The sequence below is a fragment of the Aequorivita soesokkakensis genome, assembly GCF_001641085.1.
Taxonomy (GTDB): domain Bacteria; phylum Bacteroidota; class Bacteroidia; order Flavobacteriales; family Flavobacteriaceae; genus Aequorivita; species Aequorivita soesokkakensis.
Genome location: NZ_LXIE01000050.1, coordinates 143,319 through 169,080 on the forward strand (window position 1 = coordinate 143,319; position 25,762 = coordinate 169,080).

Genomic DNA, 25,762 nt, shown 5'->3' on the forward strand with positions numbered 1-25,762 from the left:
ACCAATTAGAATATTAAACCATTTCAAAGTATTGCAACAATCCGCAGTGGGCCGCCGCTACCCCCTTTAATTTTCATGGGCAGGGCAATTACGGAAAAACCTTTAATGGGGAGTTTATCAAGATTCGTTACATTTTCAAAAGCGGGGATGTTTTTGGAAAGCAAGGTTACATGGCTCTCAAAAAGCTTCGATTGGCCAAAATCTATGCTCGGCGTGTCCAAACCAATGGCATGGATGTTCCTATTGTTTACCAACCATTTTGCAGCCTCTGGGGAAAGACCGGGAAAATGTAGCTTTGCCACGGCATCGGGCCCGCGCTCGTCTGTTCCCAGATATTTTATTTTGTCGGGATAGAATGTGGAATATCCGGTTTCAAGCAAGACAATACTGCCGTCGGGAATTTTGCCGTTTGTATTTTCCCAATCTGTAAAATCTTCAACGCTTATCAGGTAATCCGGGTTTTTTAGTGCCTTTTCGGAAACAACTATTTTTATGGCAGATCCTATCAAATTTTCAAGGGGAATTTCATCTACGGTTTGGGCGTTTTTGGCAAAATGTATAGGAGCGTCAATATGGGTGCCGCCGTGTTCCGCTGTGGTAAAATTGTTTGCGGAATAGAAAAACCCATTATCGGTATCGCCATAGGCTACGGTGTCTAATTCAAATTCCTTGGCGGTAACCCAATAAATAGACTCTCTTGAAAAAGTATGCGTTAGGTCTATTATCTTTCCATTTGGAAAAGGTTTTGGACCTTCTTCAGAAACTATATTCTTTACTGTCGAATTATTTTGACAGCCCAAAACAAGGAGAGCGATGGTTATAAAAAGCAATATGTTTTTCATAATGGATGACTTATTTCTAGGGTTAAATTAATGCTGCGGTAGCTATTTATTCCAATTCCCGGGTTTCAACGGACAGTTCAATCAAAATGCGCATCACCGTATTTTTGGAAATACCCAGTCTTTCAGAAATAGCGATCATACTTAAATCACTTTCCTCTCTTATTATTTCAGCAACTGAACTTTTTAGCCAACTATCCTCCAAATGTGGGTTGTCGGCATTTGAAATTTTTGACAATACCTCGGCTTCCAACAATTCATTTAATTTTGAGTCAAAATACTTTTCCTCAAATGGACTGTCGGGTTTCATAGGGGAGCCGCCCGAACGCGTGGGCCCTTCAGTGGCTGTTGACGGATCTATTGAAGCACTTTTTTCCTTCATAAAATCCTTTACGTTTTTATCATGGCTTGACTTGAGCGTATTGATTTTTTTAAAATCTACAGGCTTGAAAGTGGTATAGGGAGAGTCGTAAAACAGGTTTTCTGATATATAATCATTCATGGATAAAATGGGAATTAGCTTGTCATCCAATAACGATTCCTGTAAAATGGCTTCAAAACCAATTCTAAACATGGGCGGGTTGGGGATTGTAAAATGTTTTGCGTCCCTACTTCGAACGTGTGAGTTTAAAATCACTTCAAGCGCTATTAAATCTGGTGCTTCGGTGTTGTCTTTAAGAATTACGTTCTTAATATTGTTTACCATAATATTAAAAAGCGAATCATTTTTATGGCTATCCCCTTTAAGATATAGGTAACTGCACAAAAGTCCTAACATAGGCGATTCAAACTTGTTGCGCGCCGCGATATTGATGGTGTTTCCCTCTAAGGAATAATCATTGTTTTGCAGCGCATCCAGAAGAGTGTCAATATATTTATGGTCAAAGCTATCAGGTATAAATCTTCTTTCCGGCGATAAAAAGGTTCTAATGGAACCAAATTGCGGTTCCCTCGCAAGCATCATAAAGAACTGGGTGTGCCAGTCCTTAAAAACATATATGGGTATTTGTCTGGCATCTTTCCCACTGTAGATTAAATAATAAAGCCCATTGGGAAGCATCATATTAAAAGCCAACCAGCCAAAATCTAGATCGAAAGCGACCTTTGATTTATCATTGAAATCATAGATTAAATATCCCGTTTCATCCACCAGTTTAAATTGAAAGAGAATGGGGGAATCTGTCTGCTGTTTGTAAATATCATACATTTCCCTGGAAGAAAATCTCAAAAAGATGTAAAGGGAATTATTTTCCAGGCTATTTGATTCTACGGGATTGGTGCCTACTTGGCTATGGTCTATGGAAGGATAAGTGTAATATTCGTGCGAAGATCCGTAGGCTTCCCCTAAGGTTGCGGCCGTAAATTGGGTGGGCGGGCTTATTACTATTGTTGATGCAGAAACACCCCATTCATTGGGACTGCCCACAAAAAAATTCTTATCAGTGTCCAAAAAGAACACCTCATCTTGAACGGCTCCATTTAAGGTAACCCGTAATTTATAGATGCCTGGGTATTGCTTAAAATAAATATCCACTAAATCGCTTCTGGATTCTGGAGCTATTGTACGGTTGTTGCTATCAAACAATTCAATGGTGATTAGATACGTATAATTAGCGGATACTGTTATTTTTATAAGATGTTCCATTTTCTATAAAAATTTAAAGTTTTGGTCCTTTCCGTTTGCGAGCACCTTAAACAGCAACACTTTTGAAGTGTCCTTCTCTTTTATAAAGTAATCGCCCGGAAGCAATTTTATAGCAATGGTTTCAGAATCCATCGGATTAAAGATCTTTTCCAGCCCTTTGTTACTAAACAGTTCAATTTCATTTTTAATACTGCTAGCTATCTGTATAGTGCAATCCACTTCCCCGGTTATTACGTTCAATTGGAACAAAGGGATGTTGGCGCCAAAGGTGTGTTTTATCTGGGGGGTTTGTTTATAGCCGTGCTTATTTGCCAAGGGCGGAATTTGTTGCTGTAAATAATCCCTCAAACGGTCTGCGTTTATTATGCCTTGTTCATCGGCAGCCCCACCCTGTAGTGCTTCTAATAATACCTTGGTAAAAACACCTCTTTTTTCGGCACGGGTCAGGGAATCCACATCGGTTAAATCAACTGGGTTTGCATTGGAAATAACGTCCACCTCAAATGATTGGTCTTGATAGAGGGTTGCATAGGCAGTAAAAACATTGGTAGCCCCAACAGTGTCTCCTGAAAAGGAAGTATCAAATGTAGGCTGCAATGGCTGCACATTTATTTTTGTATTTCGGCAGCAATCCATTAAAAAAATAATCTCCTTAAAAGCACCATACCGAACAAGCACATCTTCATATTTGGAAGAGGAAAGAGCGGTATTCCTTCTGGTATCAGACCATTTAGACAGACATAATGCGGTGTTTTTTTCATCAAACTGAACCCCGAGACCGTGTCCCGCAAAATAAAAATACAACCGCCTACAGCCCTCTGGATTTTTAACAGCCTCGTCCAAAATAGCAACGGCAGCTTCGTCAATCTGGTCCTGTATGGGGTTTAAGGGAGTTTCTGTGGAAGTTATTTTAAAACAATTTGCTTCGGGAATATTGCCGCCCTTGGGGTCCAAGACCCACTTTTCAAAAGCATTGGCATCGTTAATAGCACCGTGTAGGGTTCTCAAGCCCCTATTTTCAACAGGCGTATAATTATTGATCCCAATTATTAAGGCAAAGTCTTGATCCATCATGGGCTTATTTTAAAAAGTGCAATACGCTTTTAATGGTGGCAGGGTCGTCGTCAAAGCCACCGTGACTAAGGGATTCCGTTTGTAGGCCAATGGCCGAGCCAACATCGCTTTTAGAATAGACCACACTGTTTTCAATATTGGATAAATACGCAATAACCGCTTTTAGTTCCACCGCTTCATGATAGGGTTTTTCCGAAAGAAGATAACGTTCCATTCCCAAAATATAACTGTCGTAATCTTTCCCCTCATTCTCCAATATTCCGGAAATTAAGTAGAGCAACGAATGGGTATAAAAATAAGGAACCATCCGGTCCTTCTTTTCAAAGGCGTCTGCCATAGTATACATTTTGAACTCTTTAAACTTGCTGGAATTCGCAATGAGCTTTTCAACAAACAAATCCACCCTACAGGCGGGAGCCATAAAGGCGATTTTGTTATAAGTAAAGTTGCTGTCCCTCTCAACGGTAGCTTGCAGCAGATTGCAGATAGCAATTGAGCCTGCACTGTGCCCCACCAAATTTATCTGCACCTCTGGGAATTGTTTTTTGTGGGCTATCAGTTTTTCCAACACATAGGTCCCCGCAAACATATTTAGATTAGACCGCAAGGCGTTATCGCCCCACATATCCTGGCTTTTCACCTTCATTTCGTTCCACACCCAAGCGCCAACTTCGGCTATGTAAAGTTTCCGAAGAATTTCCTCTATAATGGTTGGATAAAAACCGTGATCGCGTTTTGTGATAAAACGTTTAATAACCTTAAAGGCAATTTGGGCCACACTTTTAATAAAGAGTGCCGAAGAGATAATACCACGCCCACCTATATTTTCCTCAGTTTGGTCCTGCCCTGTAAATTTGTGCTTTTCAATGGCCTGCATAAACTCATAGTCCGGTTCTATCAACTGCCTGAACTCAGCTTGCAGTTCAAGCTCATACCTGTGCTCGTTGTCTGGCAGGGCGGTTATAGCTGCTGGCCCTCTGTTGTTTTTATCGAGAAAATCTTGGTCAAAATTTTCAAAGGGAACTTCCTTGTTTAATTCGTTTTCAATAACTGCATCTGGCAAGGATTGCCCTGCACCCCTTCCGTCGGCAAAATCGAAGCCCAGTTTTTCCGATAGCTTTTTCACCAACACCTTCACTAATTTATTAAAGATTTCGGTACTTGCAATTTTGGAAATGTTTGCCTTTAGGGTTTCTGAAAAGCCAGTTTCCCATACAAAACAAAGGGGCGCATGGTTATCATTCTTAAAATGGGTAGCCATTTTAAGGGCGGTTTCAATACCGGCCTCCTCATTTACCAGGCCTCCGTGAAAAAAGATGGTTATTTTTTCAGGCTTGTCTGCTCGAAATTTTTGGAATATTTCATCAATATCCTGGGTAGTAGTTTGGTATTTTCCCGAGGGTCTAAAGGTGCCGTGCGGCCCAACATTAACTACGAATTCTTTTAGTTCCATGTTTAAAAGGGATTAAGAAAGTTTGTATTTGCGGGGGAGGGAACTCAAATATATGAATTTTTTGTAACTAATTCATTGGATTGGTGTTACAGTTATAGGTTGTGGGTTTATGAAGTATCTAGTCAAAAAGCGGATTCCTTTTGGTAAAGTTTAAAGTTGAAAGCTTAAATTTTAAAGTATAAAGTTGAAAGTATTTTAGTCTTTAGCCTAAAGTTTACAGCCTACAGCCTTGATACTGTTTCGTTAATAAAAATTAATTATTTTAGTGGAAACATTCCACAGATGAAAAACTTAACGTTTAGTGTGCTCACATTCTTCGTATTGGCACTGACTTTTTCTTGCCAAGAAACCAAAGAGAAAAAAACAGATACAACTGTGGATGTTACAAATGCCGATAAAGGCACGGAAACGGCAAATAGCAATGCAACTTCAAATAAAGATAACGAAGAAAGCAGCGCTGAAAAAGTAGGTGATTCCTCCCTAACAGCGCAATATTTTTACACAACTACCGGGAATAAAGCGGCCATACAAATACGCGTAGGCGATGTAGACAACCTTGGCTTTGGCTGGGATAAGGGGTTTGATCCATTTTGTGGTCAAAATACAAGAAGGCACAGATTTCCTTGGCCGGTAGATAAAAAGGACCATTTGGGTACTGATCGCATTATGGTGGTAAGTAGTTATCAATCCGGGAAAAAGGATGGTTATACCTCCACGACATCAAAACCGAATAACACTCCAGTGCCGATAAAAATGGACTATAAAAAACCCACAGTGACCATTAACGAAGTGGTTTTACAATTGATGCTGGATGATTTTCAGGCTCCTGTTTGGAAAACCTCATTTCAGTTTTACATCAATGACAAACGGCTTACTTATATAGAGCCCATTCTAAACAATTTAAACCAGACGGGTCCTGTGGGCAAATTGGTGCAAGTTGGCATTTTGCCCGAAGACCTTTATTTGTTTAAGGAAGGGGCTATAAATATTATGATAGACGACCCCGTAACGGGAGCAGGAGATGGTTTTGCCATAGATTTTGTTCAAGTTTTAATAAACCCCAAGGAAGAATACAATTGTACGGGCAGTATTAAAGGCGTGGTAAAAGACGAACAAAACAAGCTGCTAAAAGATGTTTTGGTTTCTGCCAATGGGTTAAAGGAAAACCTTACAAAAGAAGATGGCACCTTTAATCTGGAAGGAGTGCCCGTGGGAATGATAAACGTTAGCGCCGGCAAAAAAGGCTACGAAACCGAAAACGTAAATTTTGAACTGAAGCGTGATGAAACAAAGCAGCTAACCATTATTCTAAAGATAAAAGAGGCAGAGTCTGAAAACTATTTAGACGAAGAAATAAAGGAAAAAGGCTTCGTGAATTTGTACGGAATCTTATTTGATACGGGCAAGGATGTTCCCAAGCAAGAATCGCATGCAACCTTGGAACAATTAGGAAATTTTATTAAGAACAACCCTAATTTAAAATTAGAGATAATAGGCCATACCGACTCTGAAGGCGATGATGCATACAATAAGGATTTATCGCAACGCAGGGCAAAAGGAGTTTTAAACTGGCTTCAAGAAAAGAAAATTAATGTGTTGAACATCCAAACACAGGGAATGGGAGAGTCCAGTCCTGTAGCCAGCAACAAAACCGAATCAGGCAAAGCGCTAAACAGACGTGTGGAGATTAAGGTAGTTGAATAAGGGTATTACTTTGTCGCTATTAGCTCTTGGCGCTTCGCTAATTCCTCATCGCTAAGCGCTTCCTTGTATTCAATTCGGCAAACGCAAAAGCTAAATTACTTAGACCGTTCCTGTATATAGCTTATAACAAACAGCGCCAAAAACAAAACAACGGTGGCAACAAATAGATTTCCTACACCCATAATAAAACGGTTTTAAAGATTTGAAAAAGTAAAGATAATGAATTGGAAGAAATGTTGAGGTGTTGATTTATTGAATTGTTAATTGGCTCTTGGCTCTTTTTGAGTTCTTTCTACCTTCCCGTAAACAATAAACAATGAACAATAAACAATCCAACTAACAAATCAACAACAACCGCCGTTCCCCTGCTTTTTCCATAGGGGCACGGTGCACGCACGGTAGCACCTTACTTTCTGGATAATCCACAGCCAACCGCCATAAATTGCCAACCCCTAAGTTGATGGGCTGTGCATTTGGGGTGGCTTGGTAGTGTAAGTCAAAAAAGTATTCCTTTAAAAAGGCTTCAAAACCTGCGCCTTCTTCGCCATCGTATAATACTTTGAGTTCAGCGCGTATTTCGGGAACAAGCACTTTTTGAATGGCTTGCGAATTTGGAAGGATATCACTTGCCGCACCGTAATACGTGCATAAAAAAGTAGATGTTGGTATAGGCGACCTATCTACGTGATAAGAATAAACATCCGTGGGAAGCAACGGAAAATCCGCATCCCGCTCATAATGATTAATCACATTTAGAACGGGTGCTGCCCCATAGGCTTCCAATAGTTTCAAGTCGTTTAAAAGTACCTCCCGAGCAAGCCTTCCTTGTTCACTCAACTGAAGTTCCAGCAGTTTCTTTGGAGGAATGGTCGCCATAGTTCCAGCACAGACTAGCTTATTGGCAATTTCAGAAAAATCCCCTATCAACTTACGGTGCCAACAAATTGCATTTATTTCCCCCAGAAATGGAGCAGCCAATAGCGCTTCAAAACTTGTGACTTCTTCAATTTGAGATGGAGCAGAGGAAGGGTTTTTCATTATTGAAACAAAGGGAATATATTCATTGGGTAAAAGTAGGGATAATACGCTTTTTAAAAAACTGGGTAAAACCGTTAATACTGATATTGGGTTTTTGTAAAATTGATAAGGTTGCTAATCTCAAATAGAGACTTTAGGTTATTAGCATAAAAGTACTTTTTATAGACTTATGCGTATTAATATTTACTGGAGTCAATTGCCTTGATCAGAGATAACCTCTGAATACCTCCGAGATATACCCGATGTAAGGTGGGGGTAAATAACGAATCGTTACATTTGAAAAGCGGGGCGGAACACCTTCACTGAAAAAGTTACAGTGAGTGAAAGATATAAATGTGGATAGGAAGCAGTTGTCTTTAATTTTTTTTTTATAAATGTATACGTATAAAATTTTTTTGAATAAAAGAAGGTAATTACATCAAAACCCAACAGAGCCTCATAATATAAAATCCTATTTTGTTTTTTTATTTCTAAAAGTTAAGTGAACGTTATTTACAGTACTAAACATTTATTAGCAATTCATAGGAAGGACTTGTTAAAGATAAGGTTAATTTTTGTAAGTAAAATGTTTACAAGGTTTTTAATTAAGGCATCACCGAAGTTTAGTGCCAAAAATTTTGATTAGATTTAACCAGCAAAATATGTTGAAAATATATATCGGCTTTGTTTGTCTATTTATTTCGAGCATAGCTTAACTACTTTCAAATCACTCAAAAAATGACACTCTAGCTCGGTGATTTGAAGGTAGTAAAGTGGCTTAAAACTGTTGAAAGCAAGCTTGCCTTTCTAAACAAAGGCTTAATTTTAAAAGTAATGAAGAAGGACTGATTTGCTTAAACCTTAAGTGATAAATGAAAACATTAAAACAACAAAGAGCAAATTTGGAATCTCACCAACTTAGGATGCGTTTACTAAAAATGCTTGTTTTTTTTTTAAGTGTTACACTTTCCCAACTGAGTGCTCAAACGCTATCTCAAGTAGAATCATTATCAACGGCAGATGCTTTGCCTTTTAGGGATGTAGCATCAATTACACAGGATAGTCTCGGCTTTATGTGGTTTGGAACTACTCAGGGGCTTTTAAAGTATGACGGTTATTGGTTCAAACAATACAACAGTAATACCGAAAACCCCAACTTTATATCCAAAGAACTATTAACAGATCATAATACCATCTACACGGGCTCAGGTCATATATGGTATGTAGCAAATAATTCATTGTTTAGATTGAACATAAAAACAGATAGTATTCGATCTTACAGCAAACTAGATGGCTTGAAGGGAGGTGTTATCGAACTTCATGTAGATCATAAAAAGCAAATTTGGATAGTTTCAGAAAACCATTGGACTTCTTCCAAAGCAGATACGAAGCAATACCTCCAAAAGTTTAATGAGACAGGCAGATTTAAAGTAATTGATAGTGTAAAAAGAGGAGAACGAGAATTTACCAGACTAACATCAGATGCTGAAAACAACCTATGGTGGACCACAATAAATGGGGGTACCAGAAAATATACGGACAAAGGCAATATACTTGATGTACTCACCTTGGATTGGTGGAACAGCTTCGCTAATGATTCCTTTGATCCAGCCAATTCCTTAATTCCATTTGACCGTGCAACTATTTCTGCAAATAGTGAACCGTGTAATTGCCCCAATAATTTTGGAGGTTTTCTGTTTTTTGATACAAATAATAAACATTTTTTCTTCCCTATATCTGGAGGAATTTTTAGGTTCGATCCTAATTCAAAAAGAATGGAATGTCTTTTAAATATCTCAAAGGGCATTAATCATGCTATTGAAGACAATGAAGGTAATATTTGGTTTGCAGGACAATCAGTATTATATAAAATGGATAGCTCCGGAACTATTTCAGATTTTACTGAAACCATACATCAAGTGCTAGATTTCACTAATATTTCTCAGCTTTTTATTGACAGTAATGGGTTGCTTTGGATTTCTACCGATAACGGACTCTTAAAAATACAGGTAAAACCTAAAATTTTTGATCAACTGTTTCGATCCACTGAAAAGGGTTGGGGAAATAGCATGCGCAGTATTTTCGAAACAGCTGAAGGAAACGTAATGGCCATGTACGAGCGTGAAAAAAAACTCATTGTATTCGACTCTCTTGGAAACCAACTAAACAATTTGGAGTTATGGGGTGATTATCCAAAAACGTTTAACCCCTTGTTTGGGGCTCGTTTTTTTGCGATGGATATAAATAAGGAGTACGTATATACGGTAAATGATTATCTAATTAGAATTCGATTAAAAGATGGTCATACCACAATTTATCCCCAATTTTCAAATCGACTAAACATCACCGGTCCTAATCCGATTATAACCCTAAAAGATGGACGCTTATTATTTGGTTTTACACTTTCAAAACTTACCATTTACAATCCTGTTACAGGGAAAAGTGAGTTGGTTTTTAAAGATAGGTCTCACCACGATATCTTGCATTTTCGTTTTTTTTTAGAAAGCAAAACACCCGGAATCATATGGGTTGGGACAGTTAATGACGGGCTTTTAAAAGTAAATGTGAATGGTACGGTGGAAGCGCAGTACTACTTAAATTCTAACCCCCCTTTAAACAATAATAATGTAATGGTCATTCATGAAAATGAAGATGAAAGTTTGTGGCTGGGTACGTTTGGAGGAGGCTTAACATACTTGAATCCCACAAAAGGGAAAGTGACGTTTTATACAGCAAAAAATGACTTGCCAAACAATAATGTGGTTGGAATTCTACCCTATAAAGAGTCCTATCTTTTAGTGAGCACCTATGAAGGACTTTCTTTTTTTAATACCAAAACGAAGCAATTCAAAAATTTTTATGAAGAAGATGGGCTTACCCATAACGAATTTAACTTTACATCCTTCTTTAGGGACAGTAAGGGCTATTACTACTTTGGAGGAATGAATGGAATAAACAGATTTAAACCGGAAAAATTAATGGATGAGGAACTTCATTCGAACCCCATTCGTTTTACTTCCTTAACCCGTTTTAACAGTAAACAAAACGATGTATTGCATTTCGATTTGTCGTATGTACCCCTTGAAGGTATCACAATCTCACCCTACGATGAATATTTTCAGGTCAATTGGACCATACCTAGTTATTTTAAAAATAAATCAAATACATATTTTACAAAACTAGAGGGTTATGAGTCGTCTTGGTTTTTTCAAGGGACAAACCCCTATGTGCGTTACAATAAATTACCCGCTGGCAATTATGTACTAGAGGTGAAAAACGCAGCCTTCAGCAATTCAGAAGATGGAAACACCTTAATGATCCCTATTTATGTAAAACCGATATTCTATAAAACCTGGTGGTTTATTTTATTGAGCATATTATGTGCGTTGGCAATTATCTATGGATTGTATAGACTCCGTATCAAACAACTATTGGCTGTAGAACATTTGCGGACAAAAATTTCAAGTGATTTACATGATGATCTAGGCTCCATGCTTTCCGGTATTGCCATGCAATCTGAATTATTGGAAGCTAATGCTAGAATAGAGGACAAAAACAAACTAAATAAAATAGCGCGTTTAAGTAGAGATGCCATTTCAAGCATGCGAGACCTGGTGTGGAGTATTGATAACCGCAAAGAAAGAGTTTCAGATTTATTAGAGCGCATGGAAGAACTTGCAGAAGAATTATTATTCCCTAAAGGAATTAACTTTCATATGGAAAAGAACAACATAGCTCTTAACAAAAAGCTTCCCATTATCACAAAGCAACACTTATTTTTTATTTATAAAGAGGCTATTACCAATATCCTAAGACACTCCAACGCTAAAAATGTATGGCTTCAATTTAAAAATCACCAAGGGAATTGTATCGTACTAATTAAAGACGATGGAACCTTAAAACCATCCAAAAAATCAACCGGCTTCGGACTTTCCAATATGGCACTTCGCGCAAAGAAAATGAATGCCACGATTAATTTTAATACTGAAAACGGATTTGAGATTTATATTAAGTTGCCATTTATGTTGTAAAAAAACCACATATTGATGTTATTGCAACACATAAATAAGTAGGCTACCTTTAAAATCTCATTTTAACAAACCTGGATGAAAACCATACAACTTGCCTTTATAGAAGATGATCCTTTGGTTCAAGATAGTTTGAATGCATACTTTACGGATCAATTACACACACATATATTATTGTCGGCTACTTCGGTGGAAGCGTTTTTGGATGCATTGCCCAATGCAGATACCCTTCCATCTATTTTACTATTGGATATTAATTTACCCGGGATTTCAGGAATAGATGGATTACCATTGATTAAAAAAGCCTGTCCGGATACGGATATTATCATGCTCACCACCTTTGAAGAAACAGACGTCATTTTTAAAGCCTTATCCAATGGAGCCTGTTCCTATGTATCCAAAAGGGTGTCACTCGAAAAAATTTCTGAAGCGGTAACGGTTGTTCATGAAGGAGGTTCGTATATGTCTCCTTCCATCGCCAGAAAAATAGCAAACTTTTATATGCCTAAAACTGAAAATAAAAGCGTTTTGACAGACCGTCAAATGGAAATAGTAAATGGCATCGTTTCAGGAAAAAGCTACAAAGTAATTGCGGAAGATTTATTCGTGTCCTTAAATACAGTTAGGAGCCATATCAAGAACATCTATAAGATTTTGGAGATCAACAGTAAGACCGAATTGATCAAAAAATCCTTCGACAGAGAACTATAAATCACACTTCATTCACGAATTTATTTCAATCTTTCAGCAGAATGGAATGGTTTTTTTATAAAGCTCATTTCGGTTTCTATTTAAGACTCTTCAGTACAAAAAACCACATCAAGATGTGATTGACATTAGCTTTTATAGTAAATATCTTAGTGCACATGATTTTACTTCAATTATACGAAAGTAAATCACTTTGTAAAAGATTCTATTATGAAATTAAGAAGTATTCCAACCATTCTATTTTTTTTATCCTTTTTTGGTAGTCTAAATGTAAGTGCACAAGTGGGTATTGGCACCACGAGCCCAAATGCCCAACTGGATATACAGGCGTCCAATCAAGCAACCCCTGCCAATACGGATGGTATTTTGATACCTAAAGTAGATGAATATCCGGCTGTCAATCCAACAGCGCTACAAGACGGCATGTTGATCTATGCCACAGGTGCCGGAACCCCGACAAAGGGATTCTACTATTGGGACAATGCGCTTACTGCCTGGGTTCCTTTTGGGGGTGGAGGTACGGTTGAAAAGATAGATGATTTGTTGGATGGTAAATCGGATAGCGATGGTACCGATGATGGGTCTTCGGTGTTTTTGGGACTTAACGCAGGTGCTGCCGATGATAGTTCCAACAATCAAAATGTCGGGGTAGGGTTTAATGCATTGACAATCAATACAACGGGTCGTTCTAATTCTGCCTTTGGCTATGAAACATTAAGTTCAAATTCTATAGGTGTTTTCAACACGGCATTAGGACATCATGCCTTAAAAAAGAATACAACTGGCCATCAAAATACTGCAACTGGGAAAAATGCCCTGACTAATAATACTTCGGGAGGAGATAATGTTGCCGTAGGATACAACGCAGTTAGTAATAATACCACAGGAACAGCTAATGTTGGAGTGGGGGTTAGTGCCTTGGGTAATAACTTTATTGGCAGTAATAATGTTGCTCTTGGAACTCAGGCTTTAACTACAAACTCTGGAAGCAACAATACTGCTGTAGGACGTACAGCAGGAGGATTCACTACCAATAATGTTACCGCTGTAGGATATTATGCCTTACTAAGGAATCAATCAAGTGAAATAACAGGTATTGGAGCGTTTGCACTAGAAAACAACCAGGGTGCAGGAAATGTAGCTCTGGGCGCTTATACGTTACAAGCAAATACCACGGGTATCGAAAATACAGCTACCGGTTTTGAAGCCTTAAAATTAAACACGACAGCGAATGGCAATACGGCCTATGGCTACAAATCATTGGCCACAAATGCAACAGGATTATATAATACGGCCATAGGAAGGAATGCTTTAAGAAATAACACGTCAAATTATAATATTGCAGTTGGTGCATCTGCTATGTTCTCAAATACCATAGGTACAAATAATATTGCAGTGGGCACAGATGCGCTTTCTTACAATGTAAGCGGTAATAATAATACTGGTATTGGGTCCAGTGCGCTTCGATCAAATACTACTGGAAATAGAAATACTGCAAGTGGGTTTTACGCTTTGACTTCAAACACCACAGGCATTGAAAATACTGCCACAGGGAATTTAGCTTTGGACAAAAATGGCACTGGGAATTACAATACTGCAATGGGGTCTGCGGCCTTAACATTAAATACCTTCGGAAATCATAACTCGGGGTTTGGAAGGGAAGCCTTGCTAAATAATACCACAGGTTCCTACAATACAGCAGTGGGAGTGGGTGCGGCCTATAGCAATACCACAGCGAGTGGTAATACTGCCGTAGGGGGGGCTGCATTGTATTCCAACACTACGGGAATTGAAAACAGTGCCTTTGGAAGGGAGTCACTTTATAATAATATGGGAAGTAGCAATACCGCAGTTGGATTTAGATCTTTATATTTAAATACCATTGGTTCGAGTAATTCTGCAGTAGGTGTGAATGCACTCTATACAAACACCTCAGGTACAGAAAACACAGCCACAGGTTTTGAAGCTTTAAGATTAAATACCACCGCCAATGGAAATACCGCCAATGGCTATAGGGCTTTGACTTCAAATACAACTGGGGCAAACAACACTGCAGTTGGTGCTAGTGCCTTAAACGCAAACACGACTGGTTTTAGGAACATTGCCATAGGCTATAGATCATTAGAAAGCAATACCGATGGATATCATAATGTCGCTATAGGCGCTGAGGCATTAGCGTCGAATAACTTTGGTTATTTCAACACAGCCGTAGGTGATAATGCTCTAAAAGGAAATGCCTCTGGAGTGAATAATACGGCCATTGGCGCCAATTCTATGGGGGTTAGTACCGGTGGAGATTATAATACAGCATTAGGGGCTGGTTCTTTATTTAGAAACACCACTGGATCTAATAACACAGCCCTAGGTTATCTCACCATGGAGTACAACACTACAGGTACATTTAACATAGCGATAGGACAGAGTGCTTTAGCATTTAATACGATTGGCAATCAGAATACGGGTAGTGGGTATAATGTTTTGTATTCAAATACCACCGGAAATTTTAATACAGCGGATGGATCTCATGCGATGTATGGGAATACCACGGGTTCCCAAAACGCTGCGTTGGGAGTCAATGCGTTGCGAGCCAATGCTACTGGAACAGATAATACGGCGGTTGGCTTTAATGCGGCAAAATCAAGTTTAGTCTCCAACCTTACTGCTATAGGAGCCTATGCCCTAGAAAACAATTCTACGGGCATAGAGAATACGGCAACTGGGTTTGAGGCGTTAAAATTAAATACCACGGCCAGCGGCAATACGGCTTTTGGGTATCGGGCATCTGCCTCAAACACCACAGGTAATAACACCACTGCCATTGGACAAGGTGCTTTAGAAAATAATACGGCCGATTTTAATACAGCAGTAGGTAATAGCGCATTAAATTCAAATACTACAGGTATTAATAATACCGGAATAGGTAATGGTGCACTTTCTGCAAACATAACTGGTGTTTCTAATACAGCTATCGGAGTGAACACGCTTCTTAACAATACAGGAGGAAACTATAATGTTGCTTTTGGATATATTTCCTTATATAGTAATACTACAGGCAGTTATAATACCGGTAGTGGATTAAAGGCTTTGTTCTCAAATACTACCGGTTATGAGAATACTGCTATGGGTGCCTTTGCCTTAGATGACAATACCATTGGCTATCAAAACACTGCTATGGGTACTAGTGCATTAGATGCAAATACCACCGGTTACCAAAATACGGCTTCAGGGTATTTAGCTTTGGGTGCGAATACCTCTGGTGGGTTAAATACAGCCAGCGGTTTTAGAGTTTTAAAATCAAATACCACTGGCGCTAATAATTCGGCTTTTGGTGGAGAAGCACTCAATGGGAATACATCCGGAAATTTAAATGTGGGGATTGGCTATGGCTCTGGAACTGGTATTACCACCGGGAGCAACAATATCGCTATTGGCTATAATGCACAAGTGCCCGTGGGTACGGCATCCAACCAAGTACAAATAGGCGATGCTAATATTTCTTACGCGGGTATTCAAGTAGCCTGGACGGTTACTTCAGACAAGCGTTGGAAAGATAACATACGTCCCTTACCGTATGGCCTAAATATGATAGAAAAACTGACTCCGGTAGATTATATCCGTAAAAACAATACATCCGAAACCCGTGAGATAGGATTTATAGCCCAAGATTTGAATGAAGTGTTACAAGCCTTGAACTATGACGATCAAGGGCTGCTCACCACCGATGATCAAGGATTTATGAGCGTGCGGTACAACGATTTTATTCCTGTGCTGGTAAAAGCGGTGCAAGAGCAACAGCTAATGATTGCCGAACAACAAAAATTGATTGAAACCCTTCAAAGGGAAAAAGGAAAACAAGAACTAATTATTTCTCAAAGCCAAGAAACCAATAAAAACATTGAAGCTAGACTATTAAAATTAGAAGCCCTTATTTCTCAATGATTTAAGTAAGGAATTACTTTATTACTGTTGTTGGTATTTGGTTAATTACCTCTAAAAGACCTACAGCGTATAGCTAAATAAACTACTGGAAACGGACTGACGGCTATTACGGTTACTAATACAAATGGTGAAATCAACACCCTTATGGAATTTCTTGCTAGGTTTATTTTTTATGGAACAGATGCTATTACAGGAACTTTAGCTTGTATGAAGAAGATAATGTTACTGCTTTTAAAGGTATTACAGGCAAAGTATACTATTTGTGAGGCCTGTATATCTTACCTTCTATTACAAAAATTGCAAACTTTTATATGCCAAAAAGCAAGCACAACAGTGTGTTAACCAAACGTCAAATGGAGATAGTAAATGGCATCGTTTCTGGGAAAAGCTATAAGGTAATTGCGGAAGATTTATTCGTGTCCTTAAATACAGTCAGGAGCCATATCAAGAACATCTATAAGATTTTGGAGATCAACAGTAAGACCGAATTGATCAAAAAATCCTTCGACAGAGAGCTATAAATCACACTTCATACACGATTTTATTTCAATCTTTCAGTAGAATGGAATGGTCTTTTTATAAAGCTCATTTCGGTTTTCTATTTAAGACTCTTCAGTACAAAAAACCACATCAAGATGTGATTGACAACTGCTTTTTTAGTGAATACCTTAGTATGCAGGATTTTACATCCTAATAAAACTAAATTCAACATACTAAATATTTCACTATGAAACCAAATTACAAAACCTTCGTATTTTTCGTATCCTTTTTTGTACTCTGTTTTTCTGAAGTTGCTCAGGCTCAGAAAAAGAAGGTCGAAGCACCCATCCCTTCGCTGTCCGAAATTGAAGACCCAGTGCAGGCAATGCCTACCAGTAAAAAGTCCGTTGCCAGTTTCGCCATGCAAGGCTACCCAGAAAAAATAGCACCACCTAGTTACGAACAAAAAAGTTCAACCCAGATGGCCAAAATTAAGGATGTAGAAAACATGACGCTACCAGATTATCATCAGAAAAATCTAGCAAGAGCAGCGAAAATTTTGGACGTTGAAGACAATACAAAACAAGAGGTAACATATCCAAAGGTCTTGTTCCCCACAGCGGCAATGGTAAAGCAAGCAAATAAGCAAGTGGCCGGACTCGTCGCGGTCCTGAAAGCTGAATCCAATACCTCTTTTAGTATGGCCGAAAATGACAATGTGTTATTGCATTATAATTCTACTACTGGAAAGATCGAGTTATCTCCCTTAAATAGCAATTCCGAAGTCTTACAGGAAGTAACCGCTACCTCTTTAAATGGCGTACTTGTCATTAAAGGGAATAATAATGACAACAATTTAGTGGTAGACGATTCGGTTTTGGAGCTTGGGATTCACATACTTTACGAAGGCGGCGGGGAACAAACTACAAAAGGGGATATACTAACCCTAAAAAATACGGGTATGCCTTGGGAAAATGTGGTGACAAGCGCGTATAACAAAAGTTCAGGAAAAATTATTGTCAACAATAAAAGTTTCATTACGTATACAGGTTTGGAGCCTATCATTTACTTAGGCACTGGCGGAACCCTTACTATTAATTTGCCCAATGTCCCAAATCCTGATGTAGTAGTGGCAAGTGAGGTAACACCAAACCTTACCATTGTTTCCGGAAGCACTTTTGAGAATCATCTTTTTAATGGGTTTGATGCAATTGTTATTAATGGTGGAACCGATATGGACAACGTTTCATTCCAAGGGGTAGACCCCACCATGGATAGCGATATGACCTTGAATTTTGATACGGACGACTTGGTAACGTTTGAAACAACTCCTACCGATCTTGTCAATAAAGATATAACTGTTAATACGGGATTTCTTGTAGTAAGTGAAGATATCACTACAATGGGAAACATAGATCTTACTTCGGAAAGAAGTACTGTTATAAACAACAATGCCACCATTTCGGTCACCGATGGCGCGATCAGCATCGCGGGTGGAACAGCCATTGTCATGAATGATGTGTATAACGGCGTTCTGCTAGACGATGGAAACGTACAAGCAACCGGAGTGGGCACTATTACAATCATAGGTACGGGGAGCAATGACGGCGCTAACAGTAGAACACAAGGCGTTTTTGTAACAGGAACGTCTTTATTGGAAACCGTTTCAGGGGATATAAGCATTACCGGTACTGGGGCATCATCCGGAATCGAACGGCAAAATGGCATCAGGATCAATGAAGGGGACGCCGATGGCGCTACCCTGCAATCGGCCGATGGTGACATTTTATTACTTGGATTCGGAGGAAATGGTACGAGCATACATAGTGATGGAGTCTACCTGCATGGCGTGAATCCAATTCTACTCACCGGAACGGGTTCATTGGTTGTTACAGGTTTTGGTGGAACTGGAGCCTCATCGTTGTATGGAGTATTTATTGCTTCAGGTCTCATTAGTTTGGAAGATGGATCTGTTGAACTGAATGGAACTGGAGGTGTTGGCAATGGTAATTTTTGCGAGGGTGTCGGACTAGTCAACGGAGTTACAGTGCAAATTTCTGGAACAGGGACTGTTTTGGTTTCAGGACAAGGCGGGTCTTCAAGCGGAGGGCAGCAAAATGATGGAATCGTGATACAAGCATCTAATATTAAAGCCTCTGGCGGAGGTATAGTTTTAAATGGTAATGGGGGCTCAGCGGGCTTTGCGATAAATGCAGGAATTTCTTTTTTGCGCGGTGCAAATATTGAAGATTCTGAAAATGGGGATATCATACTTAATGGTACTGGAGGTGCATCAAATCAACAAAATCATGGAGTTTCGTTTGACCTTGCTCCTAATTCCTCGGTGACTACCAATAATGGAAACATTATAATCACTGGTACTAGTGGAATCCCAGGGTTTGTTAATAGGGGAATAGACATGAGAACTGGTAATTTGTTGGCAACAGGAACAGGTTCTATTCAATTAAATGGTACCTCAAACTCTTCTGGAACTTTAAGCGAAGGCGTCTATGTAGAGAATAGTAATGTTTCTACCACAACTGGAGATATCACCATGATCGGAGCAGGAAACGGCAACGGCCTTGCTAGTGATGGAATAAATGTGCTTGAAAATTCATTGGTGAGTACTACCTCAGGTAATATTACCATGACGGGTACTTCAACGGCCGTGGGCCAACAACATAGAGGTGTTTATATCTATACACCCGCAAAATTACAGACGGAAGACGGTACTATTACCATAAACGGTACAGGAGGTTCTGGAGCATTTGGTGAACATCATGGTGTCGTATTGGGCGGAGGTAATGTAGTTCGGGCAACAGGTTCTGGTTCCGTAAATGTTACGGGTGCCGGTGGATCTGGGGGTGCTATTAACGCTGGAATGCTACTTTATAATAATGGCTTGGTATCAACTTCCGGTGGTGGTATAACGTTCAACGGACAAGGAGGCACGGGTACCGGAAATAGCCATTTAGGTATTTATATAATAGCAGGGGGCTCAATTTCTGATACGGCAGGAGGTAGCATTGTACTCAATGGAACCGGTGGAACGGGAGCAGTTACCAATGTCGGTGTTTATATCAATGGGAATCTTGGATCTTCTATCACAACAACCAATGCAGATATTAGTATTACCGGTACAGGTGGCACCGGAGGCGATTCTAATAATGGGGTTCATATAGAATCTGAAACCCAAGTATCAGCAACCGGAACCGGAGCTGTACAAATAACAGGTATAGCCGGAACCGGAGCAAATAATAACGTAGGAATTCTACTGGTAAACCCTGCTGTAGTGCAGACCGAAGATGGCAACATCACCATGAATGGAACCGGGGGTAATGGATCAGGAAATTTTCAAGTAGGTACCGCCCTGCTTAACGGAAATATAGTCCAAATAGCGGGTGAAGGTATTGCCAATATAAATGGTACCGGAGGTACAGGTATAGATAACAATTATGGTGTTTTGGTGCAAAATGCAGCGGTAACAACCTCCGGCGGTGGTGCAGTGATAACCGGTGATGCCGGTCCGGGTTCGGGAGATGGACAGATAGGCGTTATTCTGTTGTTGGCATCCACTATTTCTGATGCAGCAAATGGCGATCTAGTACTAAATGGAACAGCAGGGAACGGAGTAGATCTTAATTCCGGTATTTTCCTGGATGGGGGATCAAGGGTGAGCTCATTAGACGGAAATATTTCGATGAAAGGGGTTGGTGATGGAACCGGGGATTTCAATCATGGTCTTCAAATGTCGGCAGCCGCAGTTATTGAAAATACGGGTATGGGTTCAATCAATCTACAAGGAACCGGAGGTGACGGAGTTTATATCAATCAGGGGATACGAATGGAGAATACGGGAACAAAAATTAGTACTATCGATGGTGGAATTACGCTATCCGGTACTGGAGGGAACGCAACGGGGACAAACAATGAAGGAATCACAATTATAAACGAAGCTAGTATTGAGGCGGAGGGAACGGGATCTATTACTTTGACAGGAAACGCTGTTGCCGGTGACGGCAGTAATAAAGGGGTGGTTCTATTTGCGCCAAATACCTTTGTCCGCTCTAATGGAGGTGGAATCGCAATCACTGGAAACGGTGCCGGGACAGGGAGTAATAACTTAGGAATTTCACTGGAAAATGCTTCTAGTATCCAAGATATGGTGGATGGAAATATTGTTCTGAATGGAACAGGCGGTAATGGTCTTAGTACCAATCGAGGCATTAGCATTACGGCCGGAAGTGTTGTCACAACCATGGACGGCGAAATTTCACTTACAGGGCAAGGCGGTATTGGCACGGGAAACAGCAACGATGGGATACTCATAAACGGAGTGGGCAGTCAAGTGACTTCGAGTCAAGGTAATATACAAATTATGGCCAATGGGGGTAGCTCCGGAAGTGGCAGTCAGCATATTGGCCTTTATGTAAATGGCTCCGGAACCATTCAAACCGTAGATGGGGACATCAACATACAAGGGGTAGGCGGTGATGGATTAGGGAATTACCATAATGGTGTTCACCTTGCTTCCCAGGGGCGTATTGAAGCTACTGGAACAGGTAGCGTGGACATTACCGGTATTGGAGGTGCCGGCACCAGTAGCAATACTGGTGTTTGGCTTCAAAATTCAAATACACGTATTACTGCCAATGGTGGCGGTATTGCCATCAATGGAACAGGTGGTCCCAGTACAGGTGATTTCAGTATAGGGGTGCTCTCCGGATTTGAAGCAGATATCATTGAAAATGGAATGGGGACCATTACAATTGATGGAGCGGCCGATACGGCCAATTTATGCAGTTGTGGTGTCCTATTTCAAAATACAGGCTCTACTATTGTGTCAAACGGTGGTGGTATCACAATTACAGGAACGGGAGGGAATGCACTTTCACAAGACGCCACAGGATTATATACATACGAAGGTCTCTTACAAGATACCGGGAATGGAACTATCACAATGAACGGAATTGGTGGTACAGCACCTAGTTTTGGAGCTGGAACTTGGATAGACGCCAGCTCTGTTATTACAACAGCCACAGGTGCTATTCAAATAGCGGGTACCTCCACCAACACCCCAGGAACAGGAAAGGAAGGAATACTTATTGACGGAAACTCAGTGATTACATCCACCTCTGGTAATATCGATTTACTGGGAACTTGTGTGGCGGAGGAGACATCCGCAATTAATATAGCCGCTATAGGTGGTCCCATTGCCACGGGAGGAACCATTACGGCTACAGGAATTATCGGCGAGATCAACACCCCCGCAGGGATTCCGGCAACGGCTATTTTTGAGGGAGCCAATACCATTATAAACGGTGTATTCTCTCCGGGGCAATCGCCCGGACAAGTAACTGTAAACGGTGACTTTACTATAGGGTCCGGAGATAGGCTCTTAGTTGAATTTTTGGATTACCTGAATCCGGGAACCGATTTTGATCAAGTGGTGGTAAACGGCTTGGTTACTATTACAGATGCTGCGCTAGAATTGGATAATATTACTGGTGCAGCTGAAGACTCCTGTGAAACTGTAACTTTAATAGACAACGATGGAACAGATGCTGTTATTGGAACTTTTGCAGGGATAGCCGAAGGAGATTCCGTTAATCTAGGAGACATTACCGGCAAGATATCCTATGTAGGGGGCGATGGAAATGATGTTGTTCTTGTGCTGGACGATACATTGCCAACAGTGACCTGCCCCGCAGACATCACGATCAACACCGATGCGGGCAACTGTTCCGCAATGGCAAGCTTCCCAATGCCTATAACACAGGACAACTGTGGGGTGGCAACGGTGGTGCAGACCATGGGCGACCCAAGCGGGAGCGCTTTCCCAGTGGGCGTTAACACCATTGAGTTTACTGCAACAGACGTGAACGGGAACACCAACACCTGTAGCTTTAACATTACAGTTGTAGATAATGAAGCACCAACAATGATCTGCCAAAACATTACCATTCAATTGGATGCTTCAGGTAACGCATCCATAACGGCAGCAGATGTTGACGGAGGCTCTACCGATAACTGCGGAATTGCGGGCACATCTGTAAGTCCGAATACTTTTGACTGTGGCGATGTGGGCGATAACCCAGTAGTGCTTACAGTTACAGATGTCCATGGAAATTCCAATACGTGTACGGCAATAGTAACGGTTCAGGATGTGACCAATCCCGTTGTTGCCTGCCAGAACATTACGGTTGAATTGGATCCTCTAACAGGAACAGTGACCATTCTTGGAACGGATATAGACAATGGTTCAACAGATGCCTGTGGCATCGCAAGCTATGACCTGGACATAGACACTTTCGATTGCTCTAACATCGGCAACAACACGGTTGTGCTCACGGTGACCGATGTAAACGGGAACAGCGATACGTGTACCGCCATCGTAACGGTAGAGGACAACACAAGCCCGGTGCTTGTCTGCCAGGACTTCACCCTGGAGCTAGGCCCGGACGGAACTGCGATGCTTGATCCAAACGATGTGATCGCGAGCAATACCGACAACTGTGGCATTGCAACGGTAGCCGTTGATGTCAATGAGTTTAGCTGTGCGGATATCGGAACCCCGGTAACGGTACAGGTATTCACCAGCGATGTGAACGGTAACCTGAGCACCTGCACCGCAGTGGTAACCGTCGTGGACCTATTGGAACCGGTACTTACCTGCCCAGCGGACCAAACGGTCGATCCGGGAGCTGGCAACCTGTTCTACATCGTTCCGGATTACTTTGCAACGGGCGAGGCTACCGCAATCGACAACTGTACGGACCCTGTTGCGATAACCACACAGGATCCTGCTGCGGGCACACCGTTAACAGATGGGACCTATACCATTGCCCTAACGGCAACGGACGAGTACGGCAATACGGCTACGTGTGAGTTTGAGCTTACCGTGGAGAGCATTTTGGGAGTGGGCGATAACAATGCTAACATTGGAAGCCTACAAATGTATCCGAACCCGGCCAAGCACTCGGTAACGATTGGAAACCCACAAAGCCTTTCTCTTGAAAGCCTAAGTATTTTCGATTTAAGGGGAAGAATGGTAAAATCCATCGATCTTAGAAACATGGGAACACAAAAAACAATTGATGTCTCTGAAATGGCTGCCGCTACGTACCTTGTAATTATACAAGGTGAAAACGGCCAGATAACCAAAAGGCTTATCAAGGAATAGTATTTCATAATTGTTGATTTTTGATAAGAGATCGCCCGAGGAATTTCCTTGGGCGGTTTTTATTTTATGACACTTATAAACGCCGTTAGGGTATTCTTGAAAAGCCCCTTTAGAATTAGATTTAGTGCGGTACCATTGGAAGGAGGAAATATGTGAGGTGAGGAGCGGTTTTAGGTTGAATATGCCTATTGAATTGCAAATGCTTTATATATGTGTAAGCTTTTTACAAAGAACCAAAGGCGTCTTTTGTCCATGCTATATGTTGAAGGGAAATATTAACTTCCTTTACAAGCATTAATATTCGTTAAAATAAGATCAAGGGAGTACAGGAAAACAACTGAACAATTCCTTAAAGTGCTACGCTTAACCAAGTCTTGTTTTACTTACATATACATATAAGGCAATAGTGTAATACTACCACCCACATCCCGCGCACAGCCTTTCTATGCCATAGCTTTAGCGAAGGTGGAGACAACCCATAACCACCAACCCACTTTTCACATCTCACAACTCCCGTCTCCCCTCTCACGTCTCACAACCAACAACCGAGAAAGTAATTTTTAGTAGCGAAGTATTTTTAAATTTAATATCTTTAGTGTTCTCCCCCGAAGTATATTATATTCTTAAAACCAACTCGTTATGCCAACCATTCTAGACATACCGCCCATTGAGGTTGTTGAGAACCTCCGTTTACTTTCTGAAGACCTAGATGCCAAGATTCCCTCAAAAAAACTGGACAAAAACCTGCTGATTGCTACCTGGAACATCCGTGCCTTTGGCGACCTAACCCGAAAGTGGGACTCGGTAGGTACCGATTCCCCTAAAAGAGATTTGCAATCTATATTGTGCATTGCAGAAATCATCAGGCGGTTTGATGTAATTGCCGTGCAAGAGGTAAAAGCAAACATCCGCGCCTTGCGCGATACCTTAAAAGTATTGGGAAGCCATTGGAGCCTTATACTTACCGATGTAAACAAAGGCGATTCCGGCAATGGGGAGCGAATGGCATATCTATTTGATACCCGTCGTGTAAACCTTTCTGGGCTGGCCTGTGAACTGGTTGTACCCAACGAATGGTATGGCACTATAGATGCCAATGCTTTAAACGAACAGTTTGTGCGCACTCCTTATGCCGTAGGATTCCGTTCGCTGGATAAAACCTTTGTACTGGTTACGCTACATATTAAATACGGCAGTAATGCCTCAGATAGGGTAAAGGAACTAAAAGGAATTGCCAAATGGCTTGCAGACTGGGCGGGCGATATGAATGCCTATGACCAAAACCTGATTGCGCTGGGCGATTTTAATATTGATGCCCGTGGTGATTTGTTGGATAATACCTTTCTTTCTGAAGGACTCTCTGTGCCACCAGCCTTGCAGGACCCAACCGTTACACGCTCCATTTTTAACGAAACCAAATATTATGACCAGATAGCCTGGTTTAACAACCACCAGCACCTTCCCAATCTTTCTATGGAGTTTATAAAAGCTGGTAATTATGATTTTGTGCCGCTTGCATTACAAAACCAAAACCTAAGCAAGTTGAGCCTTTCATGGCATATTAGCGATCATTATCCGTTGTGGGCTGAGTTTGCGGTTTAGGGTATTGAGTAGTGAATGTTAGGAGTATTAGGAACACCTATTTCCTTTTTTATTTGCGTATTGACGATAAAAGTGTTTTTACTTCGGAAT

General features: G+C 40.6%; 12 protein-coding genes. 7 read left to right on the forward strand and 5 right to left on the reverse strand.

The window, feature by feature from the left end; all coding sequences use genetic code 11:
- Nucleotides 1-23: 23 nt before the first annotated feature.
- From A7A78_RS14320 to A7A78_RS14335, 4 genes are read right to left on the reverse strand one after another with little or no spacing between them, the layout of a single operon-like run.
- Complete coding sequence (locus A7A78_RS14320) at nt 24-842, reverse strand: cyclase family protein (protein ID WP_068763154.1); 819 nt, start codon at nt 840-842, stop codon at nt 24-26.
- 46 nt (nt 843-888) lie between these two features.
- A complete protein-coding gene (locus tag A7A78_RS14325; protein ID WP_068763155.1) occupies nt 889-2,484 on the reverse strand; it encodes a winged helix-turn-helix domain-containing protein in 1,596 nt (531 codons plus the stop codon).
- A gap of 3 nt (nt 2,485-2,487) precedes the next feature.
- A complete protein-coding gene (locus A7A78_RS14330; protein ID WP_068763156.1) occupies nt 2,488-3,558 on the reverse strand; it encodes a caspase family protein in 1,071 nt (356 codons plus the stop codon).
- Between the two features lie 4 nt (nt 3,559-3,562).
- Nucleotides 3,563-5,011, reverse strand: a complete 1,449-nt coding sequence (locus tag A7A78_RS14335; RefSeq protein ID WP_068763157.1) for a hypothetical protein — start codon at nt 5,009-5,011, stop codon at nt 3,563-3,565.
- Nucleotides 5,012-5,293: 282 nt separating this feature from the next.
- Here A7A78_RS14335 and A7A78_RS14340 point away from each other — a divergent pair, with 282 nt between their 5' ends.
- Entirely contained in the window at nt 5,294-6,715 is a 1,422-nt protein-coding gene (locus tag A7A78_RS14340) for an OmpA family protein (protein WP_068763158.1), read from the forward strand.
- Between the two features lie 336 nt (nt 6,716-7,051).
- Here the strand turns inward: A7A78_RS14340 and A7A78_RS14345 are convergent, their stop codons facing one another.
- Nucleotides 7,052-7,753 (reverse strand): hypothetical protein, encoded by a 702-nt coding sequence (locus tag A7A78_RS14345; protein WP_068763159.1) that lies wholly within the window; start codon nt 7,751-7,753, stop codon nt 7,052-7,054.
- A gap of 851 nt (nt 7,754-8,604) precedes the next feature.
- Between A7A78_RS14345 and A7A78_RS14350 the strand changes: the two genes are divergently transcribed.
- The 6 genes from A7A78_RS14350 (at nt 8,605) to A7A78_RS14375 (ending at nt 25,672) form a co-directional block, all read left to right on the forward strand.
- Nucleotides 8,605-11,763, forward strand: a complete 3,159-nt coding sequence (locus tag A7A78_RS14350) for a sensor histidine kinase (RefSeq protein WP_094746165.1) — start codon at nt 8,605-8,607, stop codon at nt 11,761-11,763.
- 75 nt (nt 11,764-11,838) lie between these two features.
- On the forward strand, nt 11,839-12,471 hold the full coding sequence (locus A7A78_RS14355) for a response regulator transcription factor (protein ID WP_068763160.1): 633 nt from the start codon (nt 11,839-11,841) through the stop codon (nt 12,469-12,471).
- Between the two features lie 207 nt (nt 12,472-12,678).
- On the forward strand, nt 12,679-16,407 hold the full coding sequence (locus tag A7A78_RS14360; RefSeq protein ID WP_068763161.1) for a tail fiber domain-containing protein: 3,729 nt from the start codon (nt 12,679-12,681) through the stop codon (nt 16,405-16,407).
- A 311-nt stretch (nt 16,408-16,718) separates the two neighbouring features.
- Nucleotides 16,719-16,928 (forward strand): response regulator transcription factor, encoded by a 210-nt coding sequence (locus A7A78_RS14365; protein WP_068763162.1) that lies wholly within the window; start codon nt 16,719-16,721, stop codon nt 16,926-16,928.
- Between the two features lie 206 nt (nt 16,929-17,134).
- Complete coding sequence (locus tag A7A78_RS14370) at nt 17,135-24,070, forward strand: T9SS type A sorting domain-containing protein (RefSeq protein ID WP_068763163.1); 6,936 nt, start codon at nt 17,135-17,137, stop codon at nt 24,068-24,070.
- 639 nt (nt 24,071-24,709) lie between these two features.
- Nucleotides 24,710-25,672: an endonuclease/exonuclease/phosphatase family protein gene (locus tag A7A78_RS14375; protein ID WP_068763164.1), complete on the forward strand. Its 963-nt coding sequence runs from the start codon at nt 24,710-24,712 to the stop codon at nt 25,670-25,672.
- Nucleotides 25,673-25,762: the final 90 nt, after the last annotated feature.

Bases quoted from the DNA above. Each gene is read 5' to 3' on its own strand.
- A7A78_RS14320 (WP_068763154.1), bottom strand. From the start codon at position 842: ATGAAAAACATATTGCTTTTTATAACCATCGCTCTCCTTGTTTTGGGC.
- A7A78_RS14325 (WP_068763155.1), bottom strand. From the start codon at position 2,484: ATGGAACATCTTATAAAAATAACAGTATCCGCTAATTATACGTATCTA.
- A7A78_RS14330 (WP_068763156.1), bottom strand. From the start codon at position 3,558: ATGATGGATCAAGACTTTGCCTTAATAATTGGGATCAATAATTATACG.
- A7A78_RS14335 (WP_068763157.1), bottom strand. From the start codon at position 5,011: ATGGAACTAAAAGAATTCGTAGTTAATGTTGGGCCGCACGGCACCTTT.
- A7A78_RS14340 (WP_068763158.1), top strand. From the start codon at position 5,294: ATGAAAAACTTAACGTTTAGTGTGCTCACATTCTTCGTATTGGCACTG.
- A7A78_RS14345 (WP_068763159.1), bottom strand. From the start codon at position 7,753: ATGAAAAACCCTTCCTCTGCTCCATCTCAAATTGAAGAAGTCACAAGT.
- A7A78_RS14350 (WP_094746165.1), top strand. From the start codon at position 8,605: ATGAAAACATTAAAACAACAAAGAGCAAATTTGGAATCTCACCAACTT.
- A7A78_RS14355 (WP_068763160.1), top strand. From the start codon at position 11,839: ATGAAAACCATACAACTTGCCTTTATAGAAGATGATCCTTTGGTTCAA.
- A7A78_RS14360 (WP_068763161.1), top strand. From the start codon at position 12,679: ATGAAATTAAGAAGTATTCCAACCATTCTATTTTTTTTATCCTTTTTT.
- A7A78_RS14365 (WP_068763162.1), top strand. From the start codon at position 16,719: ATGCCAAAAAGCAAGCACAACAGTGTGTTAACCAAACGTCAAATGGAG.
- A7A78_RS14370 (WP_068763163.1), top strand. From the start codon at position 17,135: ATGAAACCAAATTACAAAACCTTCGTATTTTTCGTATCCTTTTTTGTA.
- A7A78_RS14375 (WP_068763164.1), top strand. From the start codon at position 24,710: ATGCCAACCATTCTAGACATACCGCCCATTGAGGTTGTTGAGAACCTC.